The 21,125-nt window shown below is 68.3% G+C and carries 25 protein-coding genes; 15 read left to right on the plus strand and 10 right to left on the minus strand.

The genetic code is table 11. The annotated features are described in order from the left end of the window. Positions 1 to 108 precede the first annotated feature (108 nt). Genes pheS through MKK84_RS26095 form a run of 5 tightly spaced genes read left to right on the plus strand, consistent with a single transcriptional unit; the run spans position 109 to position 5,341 of the window. The gene (gene pheS, locus MKK84_RS26075) at positions 109 to 1,191 is read left to right on the plus strand and encodes a phenylalanine--tRNA ligase subunit alpha (RefSeq protein WP_243924926.1); all 1,083 of its coding nucleotides are present in this window, start codon (positions 109 to 111) and stop codon (positions 1,189 to 1,191) included. A 14-nt stretch (positions 1,192 to 1,205) separates the two neighbouring features. Continuing rightward, a complete protein-coding gene (locus MKK84_RS26080; RefSeq protein ID WP_243924927.1) occupies positions 1,206 to 1,508 on the plus strand; it encodes a hypothetical protein in 303 nt (100 codons plus the stop codon). Continuing rightward, positions 1,505 to 2,011: a hypothetical protein gene (locus MKK84_RS26085; RefSeq protein ID WP_243924928.1), complete on the plus strand. Its 507-nt coding sequence runs from the start codon at positions 1,505 to 1,507 to the stop codon at positions 2,009 to 2,011. Before MKK84_RS26080 ends, MKK84_RS26085 begins: the two co-directional genes overlap by 4 nt. A 17-nt stretch (positions 2,012 to 2,028) precedes the next feature. Beyond that, positions 2,029 to 4,449 carry a phenylalanine--tRNA ligase subunit beta gene (gene pheT, locus MKK84_RS26090; RefSeq protein WP_243924929.1) on the plus strand — a complete coding sequence of 807 codons (2,421 nt, stop codon included), beginning with the start codon at positions 2,029 to 2,031 and terminating at the stop codon, positions 4,447 to 4,449. Positions 4,450 to 4,459: 10 nt separating this feature from the next. Further along, positions 4,460 to 5,341: a DUF1186 domain-containing protein gene (locus MKK84_RS26095; RefSeq protein ID WP_243924930.1), complete on the plus strand. Its 882-nt coding sequence runs from the start codon at positions 4,460 to 4,462 to the stop codon at positions 5,339 to 5,341. Here the strand turns inward: MKK84_RS26095 and MKK84_RS26100 are convergent. The 3 genes from MKK84_RS26100 to MKK84_RS26110 all read right to left on the minus strand — a co-directional run bounded on the left by MKK84_RS26100 (position 5,330) and on the right by MKK84_RS26110 (position 8,277). Further along, on the minus strand, positions 5,330 to 6,115 hold the full coding sequence (locus tag MKK84_RS26100; protein ID WP_243924931.1) for a HesA/MoeB/ThiF family protein: 786 nt from the start codon (positions 6,113 to 6,115) through the stop codon (positions 5,330 to 5,332). The genes MKK84_RS26095 and MKK84_RS26100 overlap by 12 nt on opposite strands. Before the next feature lie 134 nt (positions 6,116 to 6,249). Continuing rightward, on the minus strand, positions 6,250 to 6,771 hold the full coding sequence (gene infC, locus MKK84_RS26105) for a translation initiation factor IF-3 (RefSeq protein ID WP_243924932.1): 522 nt from the start codon (positions 6,769 to 6,771) through the stop codon (positions 6,250 to 6,252). Between the two features lie 219 nt (positions 6,772 to 6,990). Then, entirely contained in the window at positions 6,991 to 8,277 is a 1,287-nt protein-coding gene (locus tag MKK84_RS26110) for a glycosyltransferase family 4 protein (RefSeq protein WP_243924933.1), read from the minus strand. Positions 8,278 to 8,384: 107 nt separating this feature from the next. Between MKK84_RS26110 and MKK84_RS26115 the strand changes: the two genes are divergently transcribed. Beyond that, the gene (locus tag MKK84_RS26115) at positions 8,385 to 9,152 is read left to right on the plus strand and encodes an alpha/beta hydrolase (RefSeq protein WP_243924934.1); all 768 of its coding nucleotides are present in this window, start codon (positions 8,385 to 8,387) and stop codon (positions 9,150 to 9,152) included. A 20-nt stretch (positions 9,153 to 9,172) separates the two neighbouring features. On the opposite strand, the gene MKK84_RS26120 is transcribed toward MKK84_RS26115, so the two are convergent. Then, positions 9,173 to 9,457, minus strand: a complete 285-nt coding sequence (locus MKK84_RS26120) for a DUF1150 family protein (RefSeq protein WP_243924935.1) — start codon at positions 9,455 to 9,457, stop codon at positions 9,173 to 9,175. Positions 9,458 to 9,550: 93 nt separating this feature from the next. After that, on the minus strand, positions 9,551 to 9,979 hold the full coding sequence (locus tag MKK84_RS26125) for an Hsp20 family protein (protein ID WP_243924936.1): 429 nt from the start codon (positions 9,977 to 9,979) through the stop codon (positions 9,551 to 9,553). A 407-nt stretch (positions 9,980 to 10,386) separates the two neighbouring features. On the opposite strand from MKK84_RS26125, the gene MKK84_RS26130 reads away from it, so the two are divergent. The 7 genes from MKK84_RS26130 (at position 10,387) to MKK84_RS26160 (ending at position 14,773) form a co-directional block, all read left to right on the plus strand. Next, on the plus strand, positions 10,387 to 10,878 hold the full coding sequence (locus MKK84_RS26130) for a hypothetical protein (protein ID WP_243924937.1): 492 nt from the start codon (positions 10,387 to 10,389) through the stop codon (positions 10,876 to 10,878). 67 nt (positions 10,879 to 10,945) lie between these two features. Then, on the plus strand, positions 10,946 to 11,422 hold the full coding sequence (locus tag MKK84_RS26135; protein WP_243924938.1) for a Tat pathway signal protein: 477 nt from the start codon (positions 10,946 to 10,948) through the stop codon (positions 11,420 to 11,422). A 132-nt stretch (positions 11,423 to 11,554) separates the two neighbouring features. Next, positions 11,555 to 12,247 carry a MotA/TolQ/ExbB proton channel family protein gene (locus tag MKK84_RS26140; protein ID WP_243924939.1) on the plus strand — a complete coding sequence of 231 codons (693 nt, stop codon included), beginning with the start codon at positions 11,555 to 11,557 and terminating at the stop codon, positions 12,245 to 12,247. A gap of 138 nt (positions 12,248 to 12,385) precedes the next feature. Beyond that, a complete protein-coding gene (locus MKK84_RS26145) occupies positions 12,386 to 12,868 on the plus strand; it encodes an ExbD/TolR family protein (protein ID WP_243924940.1) in 483 nt (160 codons plus the stop codon). 4 nt (positions 12,869 to 12,872) lie between these two features. Continuing rightward, positions 12,873 to 13,871 (plus strand): TonB family protein, encoded by a 999-nt coding sequence (locus MKK84_RS26150; protein ID WP_243924941.1) that lies wholly within the window; start codon positions 12,873 to 12,875, stop codon positions 13,869 to 13,871. Positions 13,872 to 14,161: 290 nt separating this feature from the next. Continuing rightward, the gene (locus tag MKK84_RS26155; protein ID WP_243924942.1) at positions 14,162 to 14,503 is read left to right on the plus strand and encodes a hypothetical protein; all 342 of its coding nucleotides are present in this window, start codon (positions 14,162 to 14,164) and stop codon (positions 14,501 to 14,503) included. A gap of 6 nt (positions 14,504 to 14,509) precedes the next feature. Next, positions 14,510 to 14,773: a BrnA antitoxin family protein gene (locus MKK84_RS26160; RefSeq protein WP_243924943.1), complete on the plus strand. Its 264-nt coding sequence runs from the start codon at positions 14,510 to 14,512 to the stop codon at positions 14,771 to 14,773. A gap of 36 nt (positions 14,774 to 14,809) precedes the next feature. Here the strand turns inward: MKK84_RS26160 and MKK84_RS26165 are convergent, their stop codons facing one another. The 3 genes from MKK84_RS26165 to MKK84_RS26175 are packed head-to-tail and all read right to left on the minus strand — an operon-like array spanning position 14,810 to position 16,565. Further along, complete coding sequence (locus MKK84_RS26165) at positions 14,810 to 15,292, minus strand: YaiI/YqxD family protein (RefSeq protein ID WP_243924944.1); 483 nt, start codon at positions 15,290 to 15,292, stop codon at positions 14,810 to 14,812. Continuing rightward, a complete protein-coding gene (locus tag MKK84_RS26170) occupies positions 15,289 to 15,492 on the minus strand; it encodes a hypothetical protein (RefSeq protein ID WP_243924945.1) in 204 nt (67 codons plus the stop codon). The genes MKK84_RS26165 and MKK84_RS26170 overlap by 4 nt, the downstream gene beginning before the upstream one ends. Further along, on the minus strand, positions 15,492 to 16,565 hold the full coding sequence (locus tag MKK84_RS26175) for an adenylate/guanylate cyclase domain-containing protein (protein ID WP_243924946.1): 1,074 nt from the start codon (positions 16,563 to 16,565) through the stop codon (positions 15,492 to 15,494). Before MKK84_RS26175 ends, MKK84_RS26170 begins: the two co-directional genes overlap by 1 nt. Positions 16,566 to 16,827: 262 nt before the next feature. Between MKK84_RS26175 and MKK84_RS26180 the strand changes: the two genes are divergently transcribed. Continuing rightward, positions 16,828 to 17,667 carry an aldo/keto reductase gene (locus MKK84_RS26180; RefSeq protein WP_243924947.1) on the plus strand — a complete coding sequence of 280 codons (840 nt, stop codon included), beginning with the start codon at positions 16,828 to 16,830 and terminating at the stop codon, positions 17,665 to 17,667. 39 nt (positions 17,668 to 17,706) lie between these two features. On the opposite strand, the gene MKK84_RS26185 is transcribed toward MKK84_RS26180, so the two are convergent. After that, complete coding sequence (locus MKK84_RS26185; protein WP_243924948.1) at positions 17,707 to 19,905, minus strand: transglycosylase domain-containing protein; 2,199 nt, start codon at positions 19,903 to 19,905, stop codon at positions 17,707 to 17,709. A 203-nt stretch (positions 19,906 to 20,108) separates the two neighbouring features. Beyond that, entirely contained in the window at positions 20,109 to 20,495 is a 387-nt protein-coding gene (locus MKK84_RS26190; RefSeq protein ID WP_243924949.1) for an ATP-dependent helicase, read from the minus strand. A 160-nt stretch (positions 20,496 to 20,655) separates the two neighbouring features. On the opposite strand from MKK84_RS26190, the gene MKK84_RS26195 reads away from it, so the two are divergent. Then, entirely contained in the window at positions 20,656 to 21,111 is a 456-nt protein-coding gene (locus MKK84_RS26195; protein ID WP_243924950.1) for a hypothetical protein, read from the plus strand. Positions 21,112 to 21,125 lie beyond the last annotated feature (14 nt).

Below are 21,125 nucleotides of genomic sequence, written 5' to 3' on the forward strand. Positions count from 1 at the left end.
GGGCCGCGCCTTCGTCGTTTTCGAGGCCCCGCCCGGCGCTTGCGCCCGAGCACACAACGCGCGACAGCACCCGCGACGGCGGCTCCCCAACCCAGTTCGATGACTGCGATGACCGATCTCGATACCCTCGAACGCGACCTCCTGGCCCAGGTGTCGACGGCCTCCGACGAGGCAGCCCTCGACGCGGTGCGCGTGGCCGCGCTCGGCAAGAAGGGCAGCGTCTCGGACCTGCTGAAGACCCTGGGCAGCATGACCCCGGAGGAGCGCAAGGAGCGCGGGCCCCTGATCAACGGCCTGCGCGACCGGGTGCAGGGCGCCGTCACCGCGCGCAAAACCGAACTCTCCGAGGCCGCCCTGGAGGCCCGCCTCGCCTCCGAGCGGATCGACGTAACCCTGCCGGTCCGCGAGGCGCCGGAGGTGCGTGGCCGGATCCATCCGATCTCGCAAGTCATCGACGAGATCACCGTGATCTTCGCCGATATGGGCTTCGCGGTGGCCGAGGGGCCGGACATCGAGACGGACGAGCTGAACTTCACCGCCCTCAACTTCCCGCCCGGCCACCCGGCCCGGGAGATGCACGACACGTTCTTCCTGGCGCCCGACCGCGACGGGAAGCGCAAGGTGTTGCGCACCCACACCTCGCCGGTCCAGATCCGGACGATGCGGGCGCAGACGCCGCCGATCCGCGTGATCATTCCGGGCCGGACCTACCGGCACGATTCGGACCAGACCCACACGCCGATGTTCCATCAGGTCGAAGGACTGGTGATCGACTCAAGCGCCAACATCGCCAACCTGAAATGGGTGCTGGAGGAGTTCTGCAAGGCGTTCTTCGAGGTCGAGGGCGTGAAGATGCGTTTCCGGCCGTCCTTCTTCCCGTTCACCGAGCCGTCCGCGGAAGTCGACATCCAGTGCTCGCGCAAGGGCGGCGAGATCCGCTTCGGCGAGGGCGACGACTGGCTGGAAATCCTTGGCTGCGGGATGGTCCACCCGAACGTGCTGCGCAATTGCGGGCTTGATCCGGACGTCGTCCAGGGCTTCGCCTTCGGGGTCGGCATCGACCGCATCGCCATGCTCAAATACGGCATGCCGGACCTGCGCCCGTTCTTCGAGGCGGATGTCCGATGGCTCGACCATTACGGGTTCCGGCCGTTGGATGTGCCGAGCTTGGTGGGTGGGCTGACGGGATAGCGTCGGAGGGCACTGTGCTGACTCACGCTCAAATTGCCGGCGTCGCCAACGAGGTGCTGCAGGCGACGCTCGGTGCCCATGGCTTCGAGCGCGCCGAAGTCGCCGACGATATCGATCCGGAGGGTGTCGCAGCCGTTCGCGTGTTGGCGCACTTCCGGCCCGGATCGCAGCCGGCCGATGGTCGTGCGGTCGTTGCTGCGCTCTCCGGGCTACACGCCCGGCTGCGAGCACTCGGCGAGGACCGCTTTCCCTTTCTACGCTACGCTTATCCCGACGACGAAATCCCCGGTGCAGCCCCCGAGGATTTCGATCCGTGACGCGGCGGACGCGAAATCCTCTCAGTGGCGGCCTGCTCGAGATTGCGGTTCATCTGACAAGCGTTCGAGGGCGGCGCATCGTCGAGCAGGCGGCCTTCCGGCGCGCCCTCAGCAGCGCGTACTATGCCGTCTTCCATTGTCTCTGTCAGATCTGCTGTGATGGCCTCCGTCTGTGGACCGCTTCGGCGGACGAGATTGAGCTCGTCTACAGGAACCTCGAACACAACAGGGCCCGGGATGTGTTGGCGTCGTCCAAGACGCGTGCGCTGCACCAAGACATTTCTGTCGTTGCAGATGTGTTCATCGCTCTTCGTCGTTGGCGAGAGGATGCCGATTATAGTCAACCAGGCAGGCTCGGCGGCGAACAGAAGTTGCTGACCCGCACTGAAACCCGAACCCTGATCGCGGCTGCCGAAGAGACGGTGAGTCTTCTCGACGGCCTTCCGGCAGACATCCGCCGGAAGCTCGCGATTCTGCTCACCACACGATCGAGCCGACGCTAGGCTCTCGAAGGTCCATCATGAAATTCACCCTCTCCTGGCTCAAGGACCACCTCGACACCGAGGCCTCCCTCGACACCATCGCCGAGACGCTGACGCGGATCGGCCTGGAGGTGGAGGGCGTCGAGGACAAGGCCGCCGCGCTCAAACCCTACATCGTCGCCAAGATCCTGACGGCGGAGCAGCATCCGAATGCCGACCGGCTGCGGGTCTGCACCGTCGAGACCGGGGCCGGCGCGCCCGTGCAGGTCGTCTGCGGGGCACCGAACGCCCGCGCCGGCCTCGTCTCGGTCTTCGCGCCGCCGGGCACCTACGTGCCGGGCAAGAACATCACCCTGTCGGTCGGCACGATCCGCGGCGTCGAGAGCCACGGCATGCTCTGCTCGGGCGCCGAACTCGGCCTCGGCGAGGACCATGACGGCATCCTCGAACTCCCGGCCGAGGCTCCGATCGGGCAGCCCTACGCGCTCTATGCTGGGCTCGACGATCCGGTCATCGAGATCAACCTGACGCCCAACCGCCCGGATTGCACCTCGGTCCATGGCATCGCCCGCGATCTCGCGGCCGCCGGCATCGGCACGCTCAAGCATGAGACCGTGCCGGCCGTGCGCGGCGAAGGTCCCTGCCCGGTCGGGGTCGAAGTCGCCTTCGATGCGGCGGATCGGCATCTCTGCCCGCTCTTCGCCCTGCGGCTGGTGCGCGGCGTCAAGAACGGCCCCGCACCGGCCTGGATGCAGGCCCGGCTGCGGGCCATCGGGTTGCGCCCGATCAACGCGCTGGTCGACATCACCAACTACGTCACCTTCGACCGTGGCCGGCCGTTGCACGTGTTCGACGCCGCCAAGGTCTCGGGCGGGCTTACCATCCGCCGGGCGCAGGACGGCGAGAGCCTGCTCGCCCTCGACGGCCGAACCCACGCGCTCTCCGGCGATACCGTGGTGATCGCCGACGGGAACGGCGTCGAATCCATCGCCGGCATCATGGGTGGCCAAACATCCGGATGCGATGAGACCACCACGGACGTGCTGATCGAATCGGCCCTATGGGATCCGACCAACATCGCGCAATCGGGCCGGCGCCTCGGCATCATCACCGATGCCCGCTACCGCTTCGAGCGCGGCGTCGATCCGGCCTTCGCGCTCCCGGGACTCGATCTCGCAACCCGCCTCGTGGTCGACCTCTGCGGCGGCACGCCGAGCGAAGCACAGATCGCCGGCGAACCGCCCAAATCCGAGCGCATCATCGACTTCCCCTGGTCCGAGGTCCATCGCCTCGCTGGCCTCGACGTGCAGCCCGGTGAGATGCAGCGAATCCTGGAGACGCTCGGCTTCCACGTCTCCGGCACCGGCGACCGGGTGCAGGTCCGCACCCCGTCCTGGCGGCCCGACGTGGAGGGCAAGGCCGATCTCGTGGAGGAAGTCGTGCGTATCGCCGGCCTCGACCGAATCGTAGCGACGCCCCTGCCGCGCCTGGCCGGCATCGGTGGCGCGCTGCTCACGGTGATGCAGAAGCGCACGCGGACCGCCAAGCGCGCCCTGGCCAGCCGCGGCCTGATGGAGGCGGTGACGTGGTCCTTCGTGTCGCATGACGACGCCGTCCTGTTCGGCGGCGGCGGCGCCGATCTCGCGCTCGCCAACCCCATCGCCTCCGACCTGTCGGACATGCGCCCGAGCCTCGTGCCGGGCCTGCTGCGCGCGGCGCAGCGCAACGCCGACCGCGGCTACCCGGATGCTGCCCTGTTCGAGGTCGGCCAGTGCTTCGCCTCCGACGAGCCGGAGGGCCAGACGATCCGCGCGGCTGCGATCCGCCGAGGCAGCGCGACTCTGTCGGGATCCGGACGCCACTGGGACGGTGCGACCGAGACCGTGGATGCGTTCGACGCCAAGGCCGACGCGCTGGCGCTGCTCGGCAGCCTCGGCGTGCCGACGGGTGGGCTTCAGGTGACGGCCGGCGGACCGTCCTGGCTTCATCCCGGCCGCTCGGGGACGCTGCGGTTCGGTCCCAAGACCGAGATCGGCTGGTTCGGCGAGGTTCATCCGCGGACGCTTCAGGCCCTCGATCTCAAGGGCAGCTTCGTCGCCTTCGAGATCGTGCTCGACGCGCTGCCGCTGCCCAAGCAGAAGCCGACCAAGGCCAAGCCGGCGCTCACGCTCGCCGAATTCCAGCCCCTGTCGCGCGACTTCGCCTTCGTGGTCGGCCGCGACGTTCCGGCCGGCGACATCGTCAAGGCGGCTCAGAACGCCGAGCGCAAGCTGGTCACGGCGGTCGACGTGTTCGATCTCTACGAGGGTCCCGGCGTTCCCGGGGGCGCGAAATCGGTGGCGATCGCGGTGCGGCTGCAGCCGGTGGAACGGACCCTGACGGATGCCGAGATCGAGGCGGTGAGCGCCAAGATCGTCGCCGAGGTCTCGCGCCGGACCGGCGCGACGCTTCGCGGCTGAGGGAAGCCGGATGGATCGGATCGCCCTTCTCATCGCGGATCTGGCGGCGGCCGAACATCGGCCGACCGCGGCGTTGCGCGAAGCCATGCAGCATCCGGCCGCGATCGCCGAAGCGACGCTGCCGCTGCTCGAAGGGGCAGCGGATGCGCGCGAACTGACACCGGAGGAGACCAACCTGCTGTTCTGGGGCCTGCACGTCATGGCCCAGGCGCGGGATACGCGCGCCCTCGCGCCGCTGCTGCGCCTCCTGCGGCAGGACGAGGAAAGCCTCGATGCCGTGCTGGGCGATGCCCTCACCGCAACCCTCGCGAAGGTTCTAGCAAGCCTGTTCGACGACGATTCCGCCCCCCTTTTCCGACTCATCCTCGACAGCACCGTCGATGATTTTGCCCGCATGGCTCTGTTCAGCGCCTGCACCTTCCTGACCCTGGAAGGCCGGATCGATCGCGCGGCGATGCACGACCTTCTCGTCCGCTTCGACGACGCGCAAGCCGCCGTCGAGGAGGCGCCGGCCTGGACCGGCTGGGAAGAGACGATTGCGCATCTCGGCTTCCGCGACCTAGCCCCCCGGGTTGCGGCGGCCCGTTCGGACGGCCGGATCACCGATGAGATCAGCGACGCCGACTGGTTCAAGGAGGCTTTGCGCAAGGCCGAGACGAAGCCTGATGACCGGGACCGGCTCGGCCCTTATCAATACGGCTACCTCGACGACGCGGTCGAAGCCCTCGACTGGACCGTCGAAGGAGCGGGCGAACCGCAGCGCAACCCGTTCAAGGATGTCGGCCGCAATGATCCCTGCCCGTGCGGATCGGGCAAGAAGTTCAAGAAATGCTGCCTCGGCAAGGAGCGGGCCGAAGGGCCCTGGATGCCGCCGGGCGCGCTATTCAGCTGAGGCACCCGTGCCGTTGAGCGGATTCTCCGGATCCCAGCCATAGCGCAGGGTTTCGAACCGCATGGCGCGGGCATCGACCATGAGGAGACGGCCGACCAGGGGCTCGCCGAAATCGGTCACCGCGCGGATGACTTCCATCGCCATCAGCGAGCCCATCACGCCCGCCAGCGCTCCCAGGACGCCAGCTTCCGCGCAGGCCGGTATGCTGCCGGGCGGCGGCGGGTTCGGGAACAGACAGCGATAGGTGGGGTTCGAGATCCCGTCCGGGCCGGTTTCGTGCGCCCGGATGGTGGTGAGCGTGCCGTCGAAGCGGCCGAGCGCCGCCGTCACCAGCGGACGCTCTGCGTGGAAGCAGGCATCGGAGACCGCATAGCGCGTGGCGAAGTTGTCGGACCCGTCCGCAACGAGGTCATAGCCGGCGATCAGCTCGACCGCGTTGTCCGGATCGATGCGGAGCGGATGGCCGACCACCGCGACGTGCGGGTTGAGGCGCGCCACGGCATCGGCAGCGCTCTCGATCTTCGGCCGGCCGAGGTCCGGCGTGCCGTGGATCACCTGCCGCTGCAGGTTCGACAGGGAGACCGTATCGTCATCTACGATGCCGATCGTACCGATCCCGGCCGCAGCGAGGTATTGGATCAGCGGTGCGCCAAGCCCCCCAGCGCCGATGACGAGCACCCGGGTAGCCTTGAGCCGCGCCTGTCCTGGGCCTCCGATTTCAGCCAGGACGAGATGGCGGGCGTAGCGTTCGATTTCGTCGGAAGTGAGGGCCATACGCAGCCCATAGGCCCTCGCGGGGTCGCACGGAAGCGCCGGAGAGGGTACGAAGACCGACGGTCAGGACCGGCGCTGGGACGCGAATGTCCCAGGGCCGTTGGTCCACGTTCGAAACGCGGACGCGGCGACGCTCAGCGCGGCGCCAGAATCATGATCATCTGCCGGCCTTCGAGCATCGGCTCGCTCTCGACCTTGGCGATCTCGGCGGTCTCGTGCTTCACGCGCTCCAAGAGGCGCAGGCCGATATCCTGGTGAGCCATCTCACGACCACGGAAGCGCAGGGTCACCTTGACCTTGTCGCCCTCCTCGAAGAAGCGGTGAACCGACTTCATCTTGGTGTCGTAGTCGTGCTTGTCGATGCCGGGGCGGAGCTTGATCTCCTTGACCTCGACCGTCTTCTGCCGCTTGCGGGCCTCGTTCTGCTTCTTCTGCTCGTTGAAGCGGAAGCGCCCGTAATCGAGCAGCTTGCAGACGGGCGGCACGGAATTCGGCGCGATCTCCACGAGATCGAGGCCGGCTTCCTCGGCAAGAGTCAGCGCGTCGAAGAAGGCAACGACACCGCGGTTCTGTCCGGTATCGTCGATCAGCTGCACCTCTCGCACACCGCGAATGTCGCGGTTGGCGCGCGGCCCGTCCTTCTGCGGGGCCGGCATGGCTCTCATCGGTCTACGAATGGCTTTGGTCTCCTGCTGCAACGACGAAATGGCGGACCCGACAATCCCCGGAGGGATTACCTGGCCGCCGGCCGCTCCGGTCTCTTCCGGACATACTACGTTGTGGGAAGCGCGGCCAGAGTCAACGGCTGACCGAAGCGCCAACCGAAAATAAACGACCGATGTCGCGCGTCATCCACGTCCCGAACCGGGCTCCGATCAACGGGTTCCGCCACGCAATTCGGCATAGACCGCGAGGGTGTCTCCCACCATGCGATCCAGGGAGAAGTGCGTCTCCACATGGGTACGCGCCCTGCGCGCCATGGCGTCGCGGGCACTCGCGCCGAGCGAGAGGGCTTCCGTCAGCGCGGATGCGAGAGCGGCGGCATCGCCTGGCGGGACGCGCCAGCCGGTGCGCTGTCCGGCCGGGACATCCGGGGGTGCCAGAACGGTCTCGGGGACAGCCCCGAGATCCGAGACGACCACCGGTGTCCCGAGCGCCTGCGCTTCGACAGCCGACCGGCCGAACGCCTCGGGCTCGATCGACGGCACGGCCACCACGGAGGCGGCCCGGAAGGCGGCCGGCATGTCGGTACAATGCCCGACACGGCGCACGACGGCACCGAGATTCCTGGCCGCAATCAGCGCGTCGAGTTCGCGCTCGTAGGAAGTTCGGCCCTGGGCATCCCCGGCCAGCACGACGGCGATATCTGGCACGCCCCGGTCGCGCATCTGCGCGGCCGCCTCAATCAGCACGCGATGCCCCTTCCAGGCTGTGAGGCGGGCCGCGAGGAGAATCACCCGCTCGTGGGGCGCGACGTTCCAGGTCCGCCGCAGGGCCTCGACCCGACCGGTACCGACCGCCACAGGGTTGAACACGGCGAGGTCGGTACCCCGATGAATCACCCGCACCCGCTCGCCGGCCTGCTCGGCATGCATCCGTCTGATGAGATCGGCCGTGTAGCGCGAGTTGGCGATCACCACGTCGCCGCGGGCCATGATGGAATTATAAAGCACCTTCACGCCGGTCCGGCCGGAATAGCTGCCGTGATAGGTCGTGACGAACGGCAGGCCGAGCCGGCGCGCGGCAGCGAGCGCCACCCAGGCCGGTGCGCGCGAGCGGGCATGGATGAGTTGCACGCCCTCGCGGCGGCAGAGCATCATGAGCCGTACGACGTTGACCGCCATCGCCGCCGGGTTCTTCGAGGCCGCCGGGAATCGGAGCCAGTGGCCGCCCTTCGCCTGCAACTCGCCGACCAGACGCCCGCCTTCGGTCGCCACGAGGGCACGCGCCCCGACTGACGCCAGGGCGCCCGCGACGTCGACCGTCGTGCGCTCGGCGCCGCCGGCTTCGAGTTCGGGTATGATCTGGAGGATCCGCGCCCCCGCCAGGACACCCACCTCGCTGGGAAAGCCCGTCAAGCCGCGCGACTCGGCGCCCGTCCGCGGTCCCTCGGCGAGGACGCGCATGCCGCCCGCCGGTATCTGCCAAATGCTCGCTGCCATTGCTTCAGCATCACCGTCGCGCTTTACGGTCCGGTAAACGGATGTTGAAGCGAACCGTATCAAGGACGGTGTTTCTTCGCGCGTGGATGGGGATATCGGAGATCAGGATGACCGATACGGAGCTGAGCTTCCTCACGGTCGGCACCGGAGACACGCAGCGTCGCATCGCGGTGCGCGCGCGACCCGGTTCGGGGCCGCCGGTGATGTGGCTGGGCGGTTTCCGCTCGGACATGAAGGCCACGAAGGCAACCGCCCTCGATCAATGGGCCGCTCAAGCCGGGCGCGCCTTCGTCCGGTTCGATTACGCGGCCCACGGCGAATCGAGCGGCACATTTGCGGATTGCACGATCAGTTCGTGGCTGGAGGACGCGCAGGCCGTGTTGGGTGCCCATATCGGCGAGCCCCCGATCCTGGTCGGCTCCTCGATGGGCGGCTGGATCGCCTGCCTTGCGGCCCGCGACCGGGCAGCGCGTGGCGCGCCAAATGCGGGCCTCGTGCTCATCGCCCCGGCCCTGGACTTCACCGAGGATTTGATCTGGGAACGCCTCACCGAGGCAGGGCGCGCCATGCTGATGCGCGACGGCGTCCTGCGCAGGCCTAGCGACTACGCGCCCGAACCGGACCCGCTCACCCTGAAGCTGATCGAGGATGGCCGCCGGAACTGCATGCTGGAAGGCCCCGTCGATCCGGCTTGCCCGATCCATATCCTGCAGGGGATGCGCGACACGGATGTGCCATATGCCCACGCCCTCAAGATCCTCGGACGTCTGCCGGCTGAGGGCACGGTGATGACGCTGATCGCGGATGGTGACCACCGCCTGTCACGACCGCAGGATATCGCACGGCTGGTGGCGGCGGTGGCCGAGATGGCCTGACGGGCCGGAGCCCGTTTGGTTCAGTGCAGACTGACCGGCTGCAAGTCCTGCGCGACAGCATTGGCCAGAACGACCGCACGGGAATCGGCGAGCATGATCGGCGCACCGCTCGCCGAGAGCAGCGCGAACAGATCGAGTCCGGGCGTCAGTTCAGGGGCCTGCGGGAAGAAGCGGCGCACCTCGTCGGACCGGATCGGCCGAACATAGGCGATGTGCCCCTCACCGAGCGCCGCGAGATCGGCCGGCTGGAAGTCGGCGGGATCGAGATCGGCGGGGGTCAGGGGCGACGGATTGAGAACGGTCATCAAAGCCCTCCTGGGTGGCAGAGCGTCCGCGGCCGATCCCGAAGGCACCGGCAGCACCAAGCTCATGTGGGGATTGCCGCCATCCGATCAATCTTACCCGCGCGCGCCAATATCGATCTTGCGCACGATCCGATCCGGCTCCGGGCGGACGAGGTCGATCGACAGCAGGCCGTTGGCGAGATCCGCGCCCAGGACCTCCATGCCGTCAGCGAGGAGGAAGGTACGCTGGAACTGCCGCGCCGCGATGCCGCGGTGAAGGAAATGCCGCTCGCGCTCGTCGACCTGCCGGCCGCGCACCACGAGCTGGCTGTCCTCCAGCATCACGTCGAGCTGCTCGCGGGTGAAGCCCGCAACCGCGAGCGTGATGCGGAGCCTCTCGGGCTCGCTCTCCGTCCGGGGCAGGCGCTCGATGTTGTAGGGCGGATAACCATCGTTTGTGGCCTTGGAGACCCGGTCGAGGGCCTGTTCGATCTCGTCGAACCCAAGCAGGAACGGATGCCCGAAAGGCGAAGTGCGCGTCATCGCGGCCGTCATCCAGAAAGCGAGGCCTCCGTCCCCGGGGCTTGCCGCCGCCCCGCGATGCCTGAGCACCTCGTCGACAGGGAGCCCGCCCGGGCAGCGCTCCGCCGGACGAGACGCCGCCGGCAGTAGAGCGATATGGCCACGGTGGTGCCGGCCATCAAGGGACGCCTCTGGTTTCGTCCATCACCGGACTGCGCAGCCGTGATGGGCATATTCGGCAATGATAGTTAGGAAATATTGGCAAGTTTTCGAACCGTCACGCTTCCCACTAACAGTTTGGAACTGCTCTGATTTTTGAGCTGGGCCTTGATCAAGGCCGCGCGGGTGGCTTACTGCCGCGGATGGCGACCGGTCGATCACATCGGGCGATCGCTCGGATTTCCGCTGTGACCCGAGGCAAAGCGCCCATGGACGCGCCCCAGACTCTGTCGGACCGTGCGGCGCTGCAGCGCGTGGTCGACGTGTGCGGCGACGAGGCCGAGATTCTGGCCTTGTCGGTGGCTCGGTTCGTTGCAGCCGGCTACATGACCAGCGATGTGGCCTGCTGGAATGCTGCGTTCGACGGGGCCGAGCAATTGCTTGGGCCGGCGGAAGGGTGCCGGTTCGTGGCCTGCGTGGTGGCGATCATCCGTGCGCTACGGGTCGAGCGGGAGGAGGATTGGTCGTTCATGCCGGCGAGTTGCTGCCGCGTGACCGGTCATGAATGCGCGCTGGTCAACTTGATCAACCGGGGCCGGAAACGGCTCTGGGCGGATCTCGAGGAGGCAGCGGCGGAGATCACCGGGCGGGACGCGGCGCCGCGGCTCGTGGCGGCGGTCCGGGCGGCCGTCGATCCGCTCGATGCGGCAGCCGAGCGCTTGGCACCGGCATCCCGTCGCGGTGGCGTTGTACTTCACTGAATCCCCTCCGGGATCGGGCGGGAGCGGCGGGCGCAGGCCCCAGGACGAGGAAGAGGATGACGGTTCGGTGCTTGCCTTGAGCGTTCCCCTGTACCGCCGGCGGATCGGGCGTATCGCCCTCGACACGGCGGCCTGCGTCGCGCTCTCGGCGCTCCTCGTGGTCTCGGCCCTGGCGCAGGATGCGTCCGAGAAGGCCGGGCCGCTGAAGCTGCAGCTCAACAAGGTCGAGACGGCCGCCGAGGCGTGCCGCATCACCATGGTGATCGACAACACCAAGGGGGCTAATCTCAAATCCTACAAAGTCGATCTCTTCGCCTTCGATACGGACGGGGTCGCACAGAAGCGTGTAGCGGTGGAACTCGGGCCGCTCCCACCCCGGAAGACCCTCGTGAAGATTTTCGATTTTCCCGGGATCGCCTGCAACAAAGTAGGGCGCGTCCTGCTGAACGACGTTCTATCCTGCGAGGGAGGCGACGCCGGCCGCGAAGCGTGTCTCGAACGGACCGAGACGGACTCGAAGGCCGGCATCCCGTTCGACCGCTGATCTCGGCCGCACGGCGGACGAAGCGGTGAGACCGTCCGGCGGCAGGTATCGCCGGGCGGTCAGCGGCATTCGCCGCACCCCGATAGGACGGCGGCGCAAGGCCGCGTGAGACCAGAACGCGAGGAGCCCGCGATGGACCCGACACAAGCGCCGATCGAGGCCGCCCACGACTTCTCGTTCCTCGGCCTGTTCCTTCAGGCCGATCCGATCGTGAAGGGCGTGATGATCCTCTTAGTGATCGCCTCGATCGCGTGCTGGACGGTGGTGTTCGAGAAGATCATCCGCCTCGCCGCCGCCCGGCGTCAGGCCAAGGCATTCGCCACGCTGGTCCAATCCGGCGGCAAGCTCGACGGCGAACTCAGCGGCATCGCCGGCCACGTCGCGCGGGCCGGCATCGATGCATGGCGCGATCAGGATACCTCCGAGACCCGGGCGGAGCGCCGCGAGCGGATCGAGCGGGCGATGAAGGGCGCGCTCACGATGGAGGTGAAGCGCCTGCGTACCGGCCTGTCCCTGCTGGCGACCTCCGGGTCGACCGCGCCGTTCGTCGGGCTGTTCGGCACCGTCTGGGGCATCATGAACTCGTTCTCGTCGATCGCGCGCAGCCAGGACACGTCGCTGGCCGTGGTGGCGCCGGGCATCGCGGAGGCGCTGTTCGCCACCGCGATCGGCCTCGTCGTCGCCATCCCGGCCGTCATGGCGTTCAACAAACTGTCGGGCGACGTGAGTGCAATTCAGAGCACCTTCTCGTCCTATATCTCGCTGCTCGGCAACCGTCTGGCGCGCGACCGCGCCGGCACACCGCACCGCGCCGCCGCTGAGTAGGCGCCTCCCACAGAACGCCCGCTGCCCCGCCGCGCGCAGAGGGAGGGCTCCCGGCAATCGGGAGCTTCGTGAGAGGCCTTGAGCCGCTTCAAAAGGACCGCCGACGCGCGGACCGACGCACCGAACCGGAGACGCCCGATGGCGATGGGATCCATTCGCGCGAGCGACGACGATGATCTCGAAGACATGCCGATGTCCGAGATCAACGTGACCCCGATGGTCGACGTGATGCTCGTGCTGCTGATCATCTTCATGGTCGCCGCGCCGTTGATGACGACGGGCGTGCCGGTGCAGTTGCCCAAGACCGCGGCCCCGAAGGTGGCGCAGTCGAAGAAGCCCCAGGAGGTCACGGTCGACAAGGACGGCAAGCCCTCGATCGCCAAGGAGATCTTCACGATGGAGAGCCTGGTGCCGCGCCTGCGTGAGATGGCGGCAGCCGACAAGGATCAGGTCATCCTCGTGCGCGGCGACCGGGACGTCCCCTACGGCAAGGTCATGGAGGTCATGGGATTGGTGGGGCAGGCCGGCTTCACCAAGGTCTCGCTGATCGCGCAGTCGCCCGGCGGCGCATCGGCGCCCCCGTCTGCGCCGGCCGCCGCCCCTGCCGGGACCGCCCGCTGAGCCGATGAACACGTTCGTACCGACGGATGCGCCCGAGGGATTCGGGCAACGACGCCCATCCGGGCTGGTCGCGGCCTTCCTGGTCGCACTGGGTCTGCATGCCCTCGTGCTGGTGGCCGCGATGGTCCTGCGGCTTGCGCCGCCGACGCCGCCCGGCGAGCAACAGATCACCGTGGATCTGGCGCCGATCATGACGGAGGCGCCGACGGAGGCGCCGTCCGAGCAGCAAATGAGCCAAGCCGCGCCGCCGGAGACGAAGCCCGTCGACCTGCCGCCCGACGAGGCGGTCCAGCCGCCGCCCCCGACCGAGATGGCCGAAGTAAAGCCGGACGAGACCCCGGTGGTCGAGCCTCCGCCGCAGGCCCAGGCAGTCGAGACGCCGAGCCAGGTGATCACGTCGAGTTCGGAGGAGGCCCAGCCGCTTACGCCCCCGCCAGCCGAGATCGCCAAGACCGAGGAGCCGCCGAAGCCCGAGCCCGATCCCGCCAAGCTCAAGGCCGAGCGGGAAGCGAAGCTGCGCAAGGTCCGGGAGGAGAAGCTCCGCGAGCAGAAGCGCGAGGAGGCGCGGCAGGAACGTCTGGAGGAAATTCGCGAAGCCAAGGCGAAGGCCGCGCGGGAGGCCAAAGCCCGTCAGGCGAAGGCTCAGGAGGGCGCCGAAGCGCGCAACTCCGCCTCGGCGTCGCGCCAGAACGCGGCGGGCCGCGCTGCAGCGGGTAGCGATCCGAGCGCCCTGCGCCAATGGACGGGCGCGATCAGCGCGGCGATCCACGGCCGCATGAATGCGGGCGCCGCCAACGGCACCGGAGGTGGAACGGCAGTGGTCCGCTTTACCGTGATGCGCTCGGGCCAAGTCACGGCCGCCGGCCTCGCACGCTCCAGCGGAGTCGGGCAGATCGACAGCGCCGCGCTCTCGGCCGTCCGCGGCAGCCTTCCGGCCGCACCGGCAGGCGTGACGCAGCCGAGCCTGTCCGTCTCCATCCCGCTCAACTTTCGAGTGAGATAAGCCCGGCCTCACAACGCGTGGATAAGAACGCCGGAATCTGGACTGGTGTGAGCTTCCGGTGATCCTGGCGAATATTGTGCGCTGGCATACCCGACGAGCGTTGCAGATTCGCCATCGACCCGACGGGCATGCTAAAGCCAACTTGAACACGCGTCCGTGTGCCTTCGGCGACGGGACACGGGTGTGAAGATCCGGCCTTGCCCCCCCTCCAACAGGCCGGACCTGCCCAGTCGCTGTCCCGCGCAGGTTGCGCAGGGTCGGATACGCTGCGCTGGGGCGAAAGGGACAGGATGAGCGACGAGACCGAGTTCGACCTCGACGAGGAGAATGCAACGCGCGACGCGGAAGCGGAGGCGAAGACGCGAGCCGACAATCGCATCGAGCGGGCCGAACGCGCCGAGCGGATGGCCCGCGAGGGTGCGCAGGCGATGGCGGAGCATCACGCGGCGATCAAAGCTGTGGATGAGAAGACCCTCAAGTTGCGGGCGCTGCGGCTGGCCAAGGAAGAAGCGGACGCTCAGACCAAGGCGGCCGAGAAGGAAGCCAAGGCCGCCGCGAAAGTCGCTGCCAAAGGTGCTGGCAAGGGCGCTGCCAAGAAGGCTGCGCCGAAAAAGACCGCCGCAAAGGGTTAGAGGCCGATGGCCGAAGATCGCAATCGCCGCCGCTTCACCGATCCGCGCGCGGCAGCCGAGGCGGCCTTCAGAGCCGCAACGTCTCCGAAGCCGGAGGCTCCTGCTCCACAGCAGGCGGCACCCCGGACCGTAACGCCGCCCGGTACGCGCGAGGTGGTGAGCCTTCGCCTCGACAGTACGGTGCTCGCCCATTTCCAGAAGGACGGGCCGGGCTGGCAGGACCGCATCAACGCGGCGCTTAAGGCGCTTATTCCCGCCGGTCAGGACTGACGCAGGATTTGAGCTTGGCGTGTTGGCGTCCGCGCCTCACGCGTCGCGGGGGCGCTCACGCAGGATCCGGTTCACCGCGCGATCAAGAGCCGACAGGAAGGCCGACCTGTCGGCCCGCGAGTACGGCTTCGGACCGCCGGTGATCGTTCCGGCCTCGCGCAGGGACTGCATCAGGTCGCGGGTCGCGAGCGCCATGCCGATCGACGACTCGCTGAACGGCTTGCCGGTGAAGGCCAGCACGGTCGCGCCGGCTTTGACGCACCGTGAGGCGAGCGGCACGTCAGCGGTAAGGACGATGCTTCCAGGACCGGCACGCTCGGCGATCCAGTCATCGGCGGCGTCGAGGGCAGAGCCGACCACGACGCGCACGATCCAGGGTTCGTGCGGCAGGTTCAGGATGCTGTTGGCAACCACGTGGACGGTGAGCCCGTAGCGGGCTGCCACCCGGTAGGTCTCGTCCTTGACCGGGCAGGCATCGGCATCGAGGAAGATCGGCGGCCCCGCCGTATCGGCGCTCACGGCCGCGGCACGAGCTTCGACGTGAAGCCCGCCACGATCAGAAGAACCCCGAGGGCGAATTCCCAGCGCTCGATATCGCCGCCCACCGAGATCAGGATGGCGTGTCCGAAAACCAGCAGGCCGAGCAACGGCAAGCCGAAGCGCAGCCCTAGCTTCGCGGTCGTCAGGATAACGGCTCGAGGCGATTCGATGCGGGGCATCAGCGGGCTGCCGCCACGCGACGGGGTTCCAGATCCGTGACGGGCAGCATATCGCCGTGACCGCGTTCGAGCGTGGCGACCGCGAGCGGCGCGCCGCGACCCCGCAACGCGTGGGCGCCCAGGGAGCGGGCGCGAACGCCATCCGGTAGCCGCGTCAACCGGTCCAGGAGATCCTGCGAGATCAGAATGCCGACCCCGAGCGGACGGCATAGGGCTTCGATCCGCGAGGTGACGTTCACGGCATCGCCGAAATACGCGATCTTGTGCCGATCGACCCCGACTTCGGCCGTGACGACCGAGCCGCCGTGCAGGGCCGCCCGGAGCCGCGGCACCGTTCCGAACCGGGCCGTCCAGGCCGCAGCATCCGCCTCGATCCGGTCGAGGACGTCGAACAGGCACGTCACGCAGCGCGCATCCTTCAGGCCCCGGGCAATCGGCCAGGTGATGATGGCCAGATCCCCGACATAATCATCGACGGAGCCGCCGTTGCGGCGCACAGGCTCGGCCAGCGTCGCGAAGACGGCGCCGAGATATTCCTGGGCCCGGAGATCGCCATGCGCCTCCGCGAAGGCCGTCGAGCCGACTACGTCGAGGAACAGGAACACCCGCTCCTCCGCCACCGGCTTGTGATAGCGGCCGATCATGAAGTTCACGAACACTTCGCCGCCGATCAGGTCGCGCATCCGGATCACGAAGACGAGGAGGCCGGACACGGCCAGGGCATAGGCGAGCACCCGGGCGGTCATGCGCGTGGCCGAGGTGAGGTCGTCGGTCGTCAGCGCAAACGCCCAGACCAGCAGGCCGCCGAGCGCGTTGCCGGCCATGATCATCAGCACGTAGGCGAGTTCGGCCGCAACCACGTAGAGCCAAGCCGGAAACCGGCGGATCCGCGCCTGCAGGCCTGCCAGGATCAGGCCGCGGTCGAAGGCCAGCACCGTCGCGCCCATGCACAGGCCGTAGGTGAATCCCGCGAGCGGGGACGCGCCCGCCGCGAAAATGATGTTGTACAAAAGCCCGGCGCCCGCAGCCGCCAGCAGGATCAGCACCCAGAACATGCGGTGAGCGGGCAGCATCGGCGCAACTCCAGCATGGCCAACCGAGCGACCGCGCACCGGACCGGGTTTCACGGGTTCGACCGTATAGCGCGGGCACGGCGAGACCGCGCAGCATGACAGCAGGCCATGGCCTGAAGTGCACCGCCGCCTTTATGCGCCCTGCCTTGCTCAACAATCCATGATGGCGCGAGTAAGGCGTGGAACGGCAGGGTCGCGACGCCGGTGCCCATCGTTGGGGTCGCTGTCGGAAAAGCGCCGAGACAGGGAAGGGAACGACGCCATGCAGGCCAGGAGCTTCGGTGCAGCCCGCGTCCCGGTCTCGGTGATCGGCCAGGGAACGTGGCACATCGACCGGTCGGACCGCGGCGATGCGCTCGCCGCGCTGCGAGCCGGGATCGATGCCGGCATGACCCATATCGACACGGCCGAGATGTACGGCGACGCGGAGGCGATCGTCGCGGAGGCAATCACCGATTGCCGTGAAGAGGTCTTCCTCGTCTCGAAGGTTGTGCCTGGAAACGCGACCCGCCGCGGTGTCGTGCGCGCCTGCGAGGAATCGCTGCGGAAACTGCGGACCGACCGGCTCGACAGCTACCTGCTGCACTGGCCCGGCCAGCACCCTTTGGAGGAAACCATCGCTGGGTTCGAGGACCTGCGCCGGGCCGGGAAAATCCTGTCGTGGGGCGTCAGCAACTTCGACATCGAGGATCTCGATCGCGCCCTGGCAATTGCGGGGCCGGACCGCATCGCCTGCAACCAAGTCCTCTACCATCTCAATGAGCGGGCGATCGAACACGCCGTTCTGCCCTGGTGCGAGAAGCACGGGGTCGCGATGGTCGGTTACTCGCCCTTCGGCAGCGGCGAGTTCCCGGATCCGGCCAGCGCCGGCGGCCGGGCCCTGGCAGGGATCGCCGAGGCGCATGGTACGACCCCGCACGCGGTCGCCCTCGCCTTCCTGACCCGGATGCCCCTGACCTTCACGATCCCGAAGACCGGGCGCCCGAGCCGCGCGGTGGAGAATGCCGGCGCGGCTGAGCTGCATCTCGGCTCCGCCGAGATCGCCATGATCGACGCGCATTTCCCGCGCGGCCCGCGTCCCCGGATGCTGCCGATGCTCTGAGCACCGACGGTCCGGCGTGTCCCGCCGACACTTGCGCGCTCAGTCGCCGAAGCCGAACAACTTCTCGATGAAGTTGCGATCGTCCTTCGGGGCCCGCCGGGCTGCGGCGGCCGGCCGCGGTGCAGGTGCTTGCGGATCGCCGAAGATCTGGCCGAGGATCCCGCCCGGCGCCTCCTGGCCGGCGCTGGCTACGGAGGCTGTCGTCTCCGGCGCCCTGCGCCAGCGGTTGATATTCGGCAGCGGGACCGGGTTCTGACCCTTCAGCGCCTGGGTCATGTAGCTCTTCCAGACTTCCGCCGGCAGGTTGCCGCCCGTCACCTTCTTGGTCAATTCGCCGTCGTCGTTGCCGAGCCAGATTCCGGTCACGAGGCTGCCCGAGTAGCCGATGAACCACGCATCCCGGTAATCCTGGGTGGTGCCGGTCTTGCCCGCGAGGTCCCAGCCCGGGATATCAGCCTTCTTGGCGGTGCCGCTGACGAAGGTCTCGTGCATCATGGCGTTCATCATGCCGTCGGCATCGGCGCTGATCACCCGGCCGAGCCCGCTCTCGGCGCGCTTGTAGAGCACCTTGCCGTCCAGCCCCTTCACGGCCGTAACCACGTAGGGGATCACGCCGGTGCCGCCATTGGCGAAGGCCCCGTAGGCACCGACCATCTCCAGCAGCGTCACCTCGGAGGTGCCGAGCGCGATCGAACCGTTGGCCTGGAGCGGTGAGGTGATGCCGAGGCGCTGGGCGGTCTGCACCACCGCCTTCGGGCCGACCTCTTGGCCGAGACGCACCGCCACGGTGTTGAGAGAGTGGGCGAGCGCCGTGCGCAGGGTGACCGGTCCTTCGTAACGGTGCGAATAGTTCTCCGGCGCCCAGGTGCCGATGCGGATCGGCGCATCGTCGCGCACCGTGTCGGGGGTGGCGCCGTGCTCGACGGCGGTCAGGTACACGAATGGCTTGAACGAGGAGCCGGGCTGGCGCTTGGCCGTGGTGGCGCGGTTGAACTGGCTTTGCGCGTAATCACGCCCGCCGATCAGCGCGCGGATCGCCCCATCGGGGCGCATCGAGACGAGTGCGCCCTGGCCGACGTTGAAGCGCGCGCCCTTGGCGTTCAGCTCCTCGGTCAGGGTCCGCTCGGCGGTGGCCTGGAGGGTGGTATCGACCGTCGTCTGGACCGTGATGTCGGTTTCGAACTTACCCACGTAATCGTCGAGCACGTCCATCACGAGGTCGGCGACGTAGTTGGCGGAGCCGCCGCCGCGGGCGTTGGCGGGCTTGGCCGGCTGGGCGAGCGCCACCTTCACGTCCTGCGCGGTCGCGAAGCCGAGATCCTGCATGGCGGCAAGCACCTGCGCGGCGCGGGCCTGCGCGGCCGGCAGGTTGCGGTTCGGGGCGAGCCGCGACGGCGCCTGGACGAGGCCGCCGAGCATGGCGGCCTGGGCGAGCGATACCTCCTTGGCGGGCTTGCCGAAATAGCGCTGCGCCGCCGCCTCGACGCCGTAGGCGCCGGCGCCGAAATAGACGCGGTTCAGGTAGAGTTCGAGGATCTCGTCCTTCGTGTACTTGTGCTCCAGCCAGAGCGCGAGGATCGCCTCCTGGATCTTGCGCGAGGCGGAGCGCTCGGGCGTCAGGAAGAGGTTCTTGGCGAGCTGCTGGGTGAGCGTCGAGCCGCCCTGCGCGACGCCGCGCCGCGTCACGTTCTGGCCGACCGCCCGCAGGATGCCGACCGGATCGACGCCGAAATGCTGGTAGAAGCGCCGGTCCTCGATCGCCACGAACGCCCGGGGCAGATAGGGCGGCAATTCCTTGATCGAGACCACCCGGCCGCCGGTCTCGCCGCGGTTGGCGAGCAGCGTGCCGTCGCTCGCCAGGATCGCGATATTGGGCGGGCGCTTCGGGACCGCGAGCTGGTCGATCGGCGGAAGCTGGGAGGCATGGTAGGCGATGAGCCCGGCAAGCCCGATGACGGCCCAAAGGCCGAGCACCACCGTGCCGTAGACAATCCGGCCGAGCCACGAACGCCGACGCCGCTTCCGGCCCGCGCTCGCCGAACGTGCCGACGCCTTGGCCGGCTTGCGTGCCGGCCCACTCGCTCGATTCGCCACGCCCTCTCCTGATCCAGAACGATCGTCACGGGACAGGCGCAGGTCGAGGTCGCCGCGATCCCGCGTGCGCCCCTCCGGCACATCGAAGTTCGGCTCAACCCTGCCGCGCCCCTTGCCTGGACCGTTGCCTTGCCCCTTGGCCATGCATCCCGTCTTCGATTGATCCGGACCGGCGCGCCCATCTACGGTGACGCCGCACGGTTGCCGCGCGTCTCAGGCTGCGGCGTCCGCCCCGATACAGGACAGGACGCGGCAGCCGCGCGCCCGCCTTGTCGAATCCGTTTGTGACCGCATCGCGGTGACGCTGGACGAGAAGGCTCGCCAATCCGTTAAGACCGCGTCAACCTCTACGCACCCGGCGCCGGGTCGGGAGGTTGCCCCACACCCATCACCCGCCGCGCCTCGGCGAGCAGCACCGGGTGGCGGGCCGATTGCGGACCGAAATCCGGCGTCTCCCGGCCGAGCCGAGCGACGCGCGCCAGGAACAGGCGTCGGCGCAGGCCGAAGCGCCGGAGACTCACAAGCAGCGCCTGAAGCACCAGGCGGACGGCTTCGGTACGCTCGCGCTCGAGGACGATCTCGGTCTTCAGGGCCTCCTCGCGCCGAAGCGCGGCCTCGAGTTCGCCGCGGACGACCATTCGGGCCGCCTCGTCCTGGCGCGCGGCCGCCAGCGCGATCCGGCACTCCTGCAAGGCGCTGAGCAGCAGAAGCTCGTGCGCGGGCGAATCTTTCACTCAGTCCTCCCGATGCGTCGCGATCCGGCGCCGACCTATGCGACCCGTCCTCACGCAATCGATATCGTGAGCCGACGCCATAGCGAGCACGGCCGCTGGCCGGAAGCCGCCATCCGGATTAATCGGCCCCGGCATGACGCATCACGGGGGAATCGTGGACGTGAAGATTCGGATTGCCTCGGCCATCGCGGCCGGCTCGCTGGGGATGGGCCTGCTCGCGCTCACGGCGGCCCAAGCCTACCAGCTCGACACGGTGAACCTGATCGCCTGCGCGCAGGAGGGGGGTGTTTGCCAGATGCCCTATCCAACCAACGTCTATTTCGGCGTCCCCGGCCGCACCAACGGTCGGCCGTTCCCGCAGGGCGGTGTGATCGCCTGCAACGCCCAGACCTTCGGGGATCCTGCTCCGGGCCAGCCGAAGAGCTGCTGGTACGCGCCGCGCATCAATGCGGGCGGATCGAACGACCGCCCCCGGGACGAGGGCTATGACCGGCGCCGCGACGATTATCGCGACGATCGCGGCTACGACCGCGACGCTGACCGCCCGCCGGTGCGGCGCCCTTACGACGAGGATTACGACCGGCCTGCACCGCGGCAGTACCGGGACGATGATTGATCTTGTCCCGATAG

Origin of the sequence: Methylobacterium sp. E-065, from assembly GCF_022829605.1 — a bacterium.
In the GTDB taxonomy this organism is placed as follows: Bacteria; Pseudomonadota; Alphaproteobacteria; order Rhizobiales; family Beijerinckiaceae; genus Methylobacterium.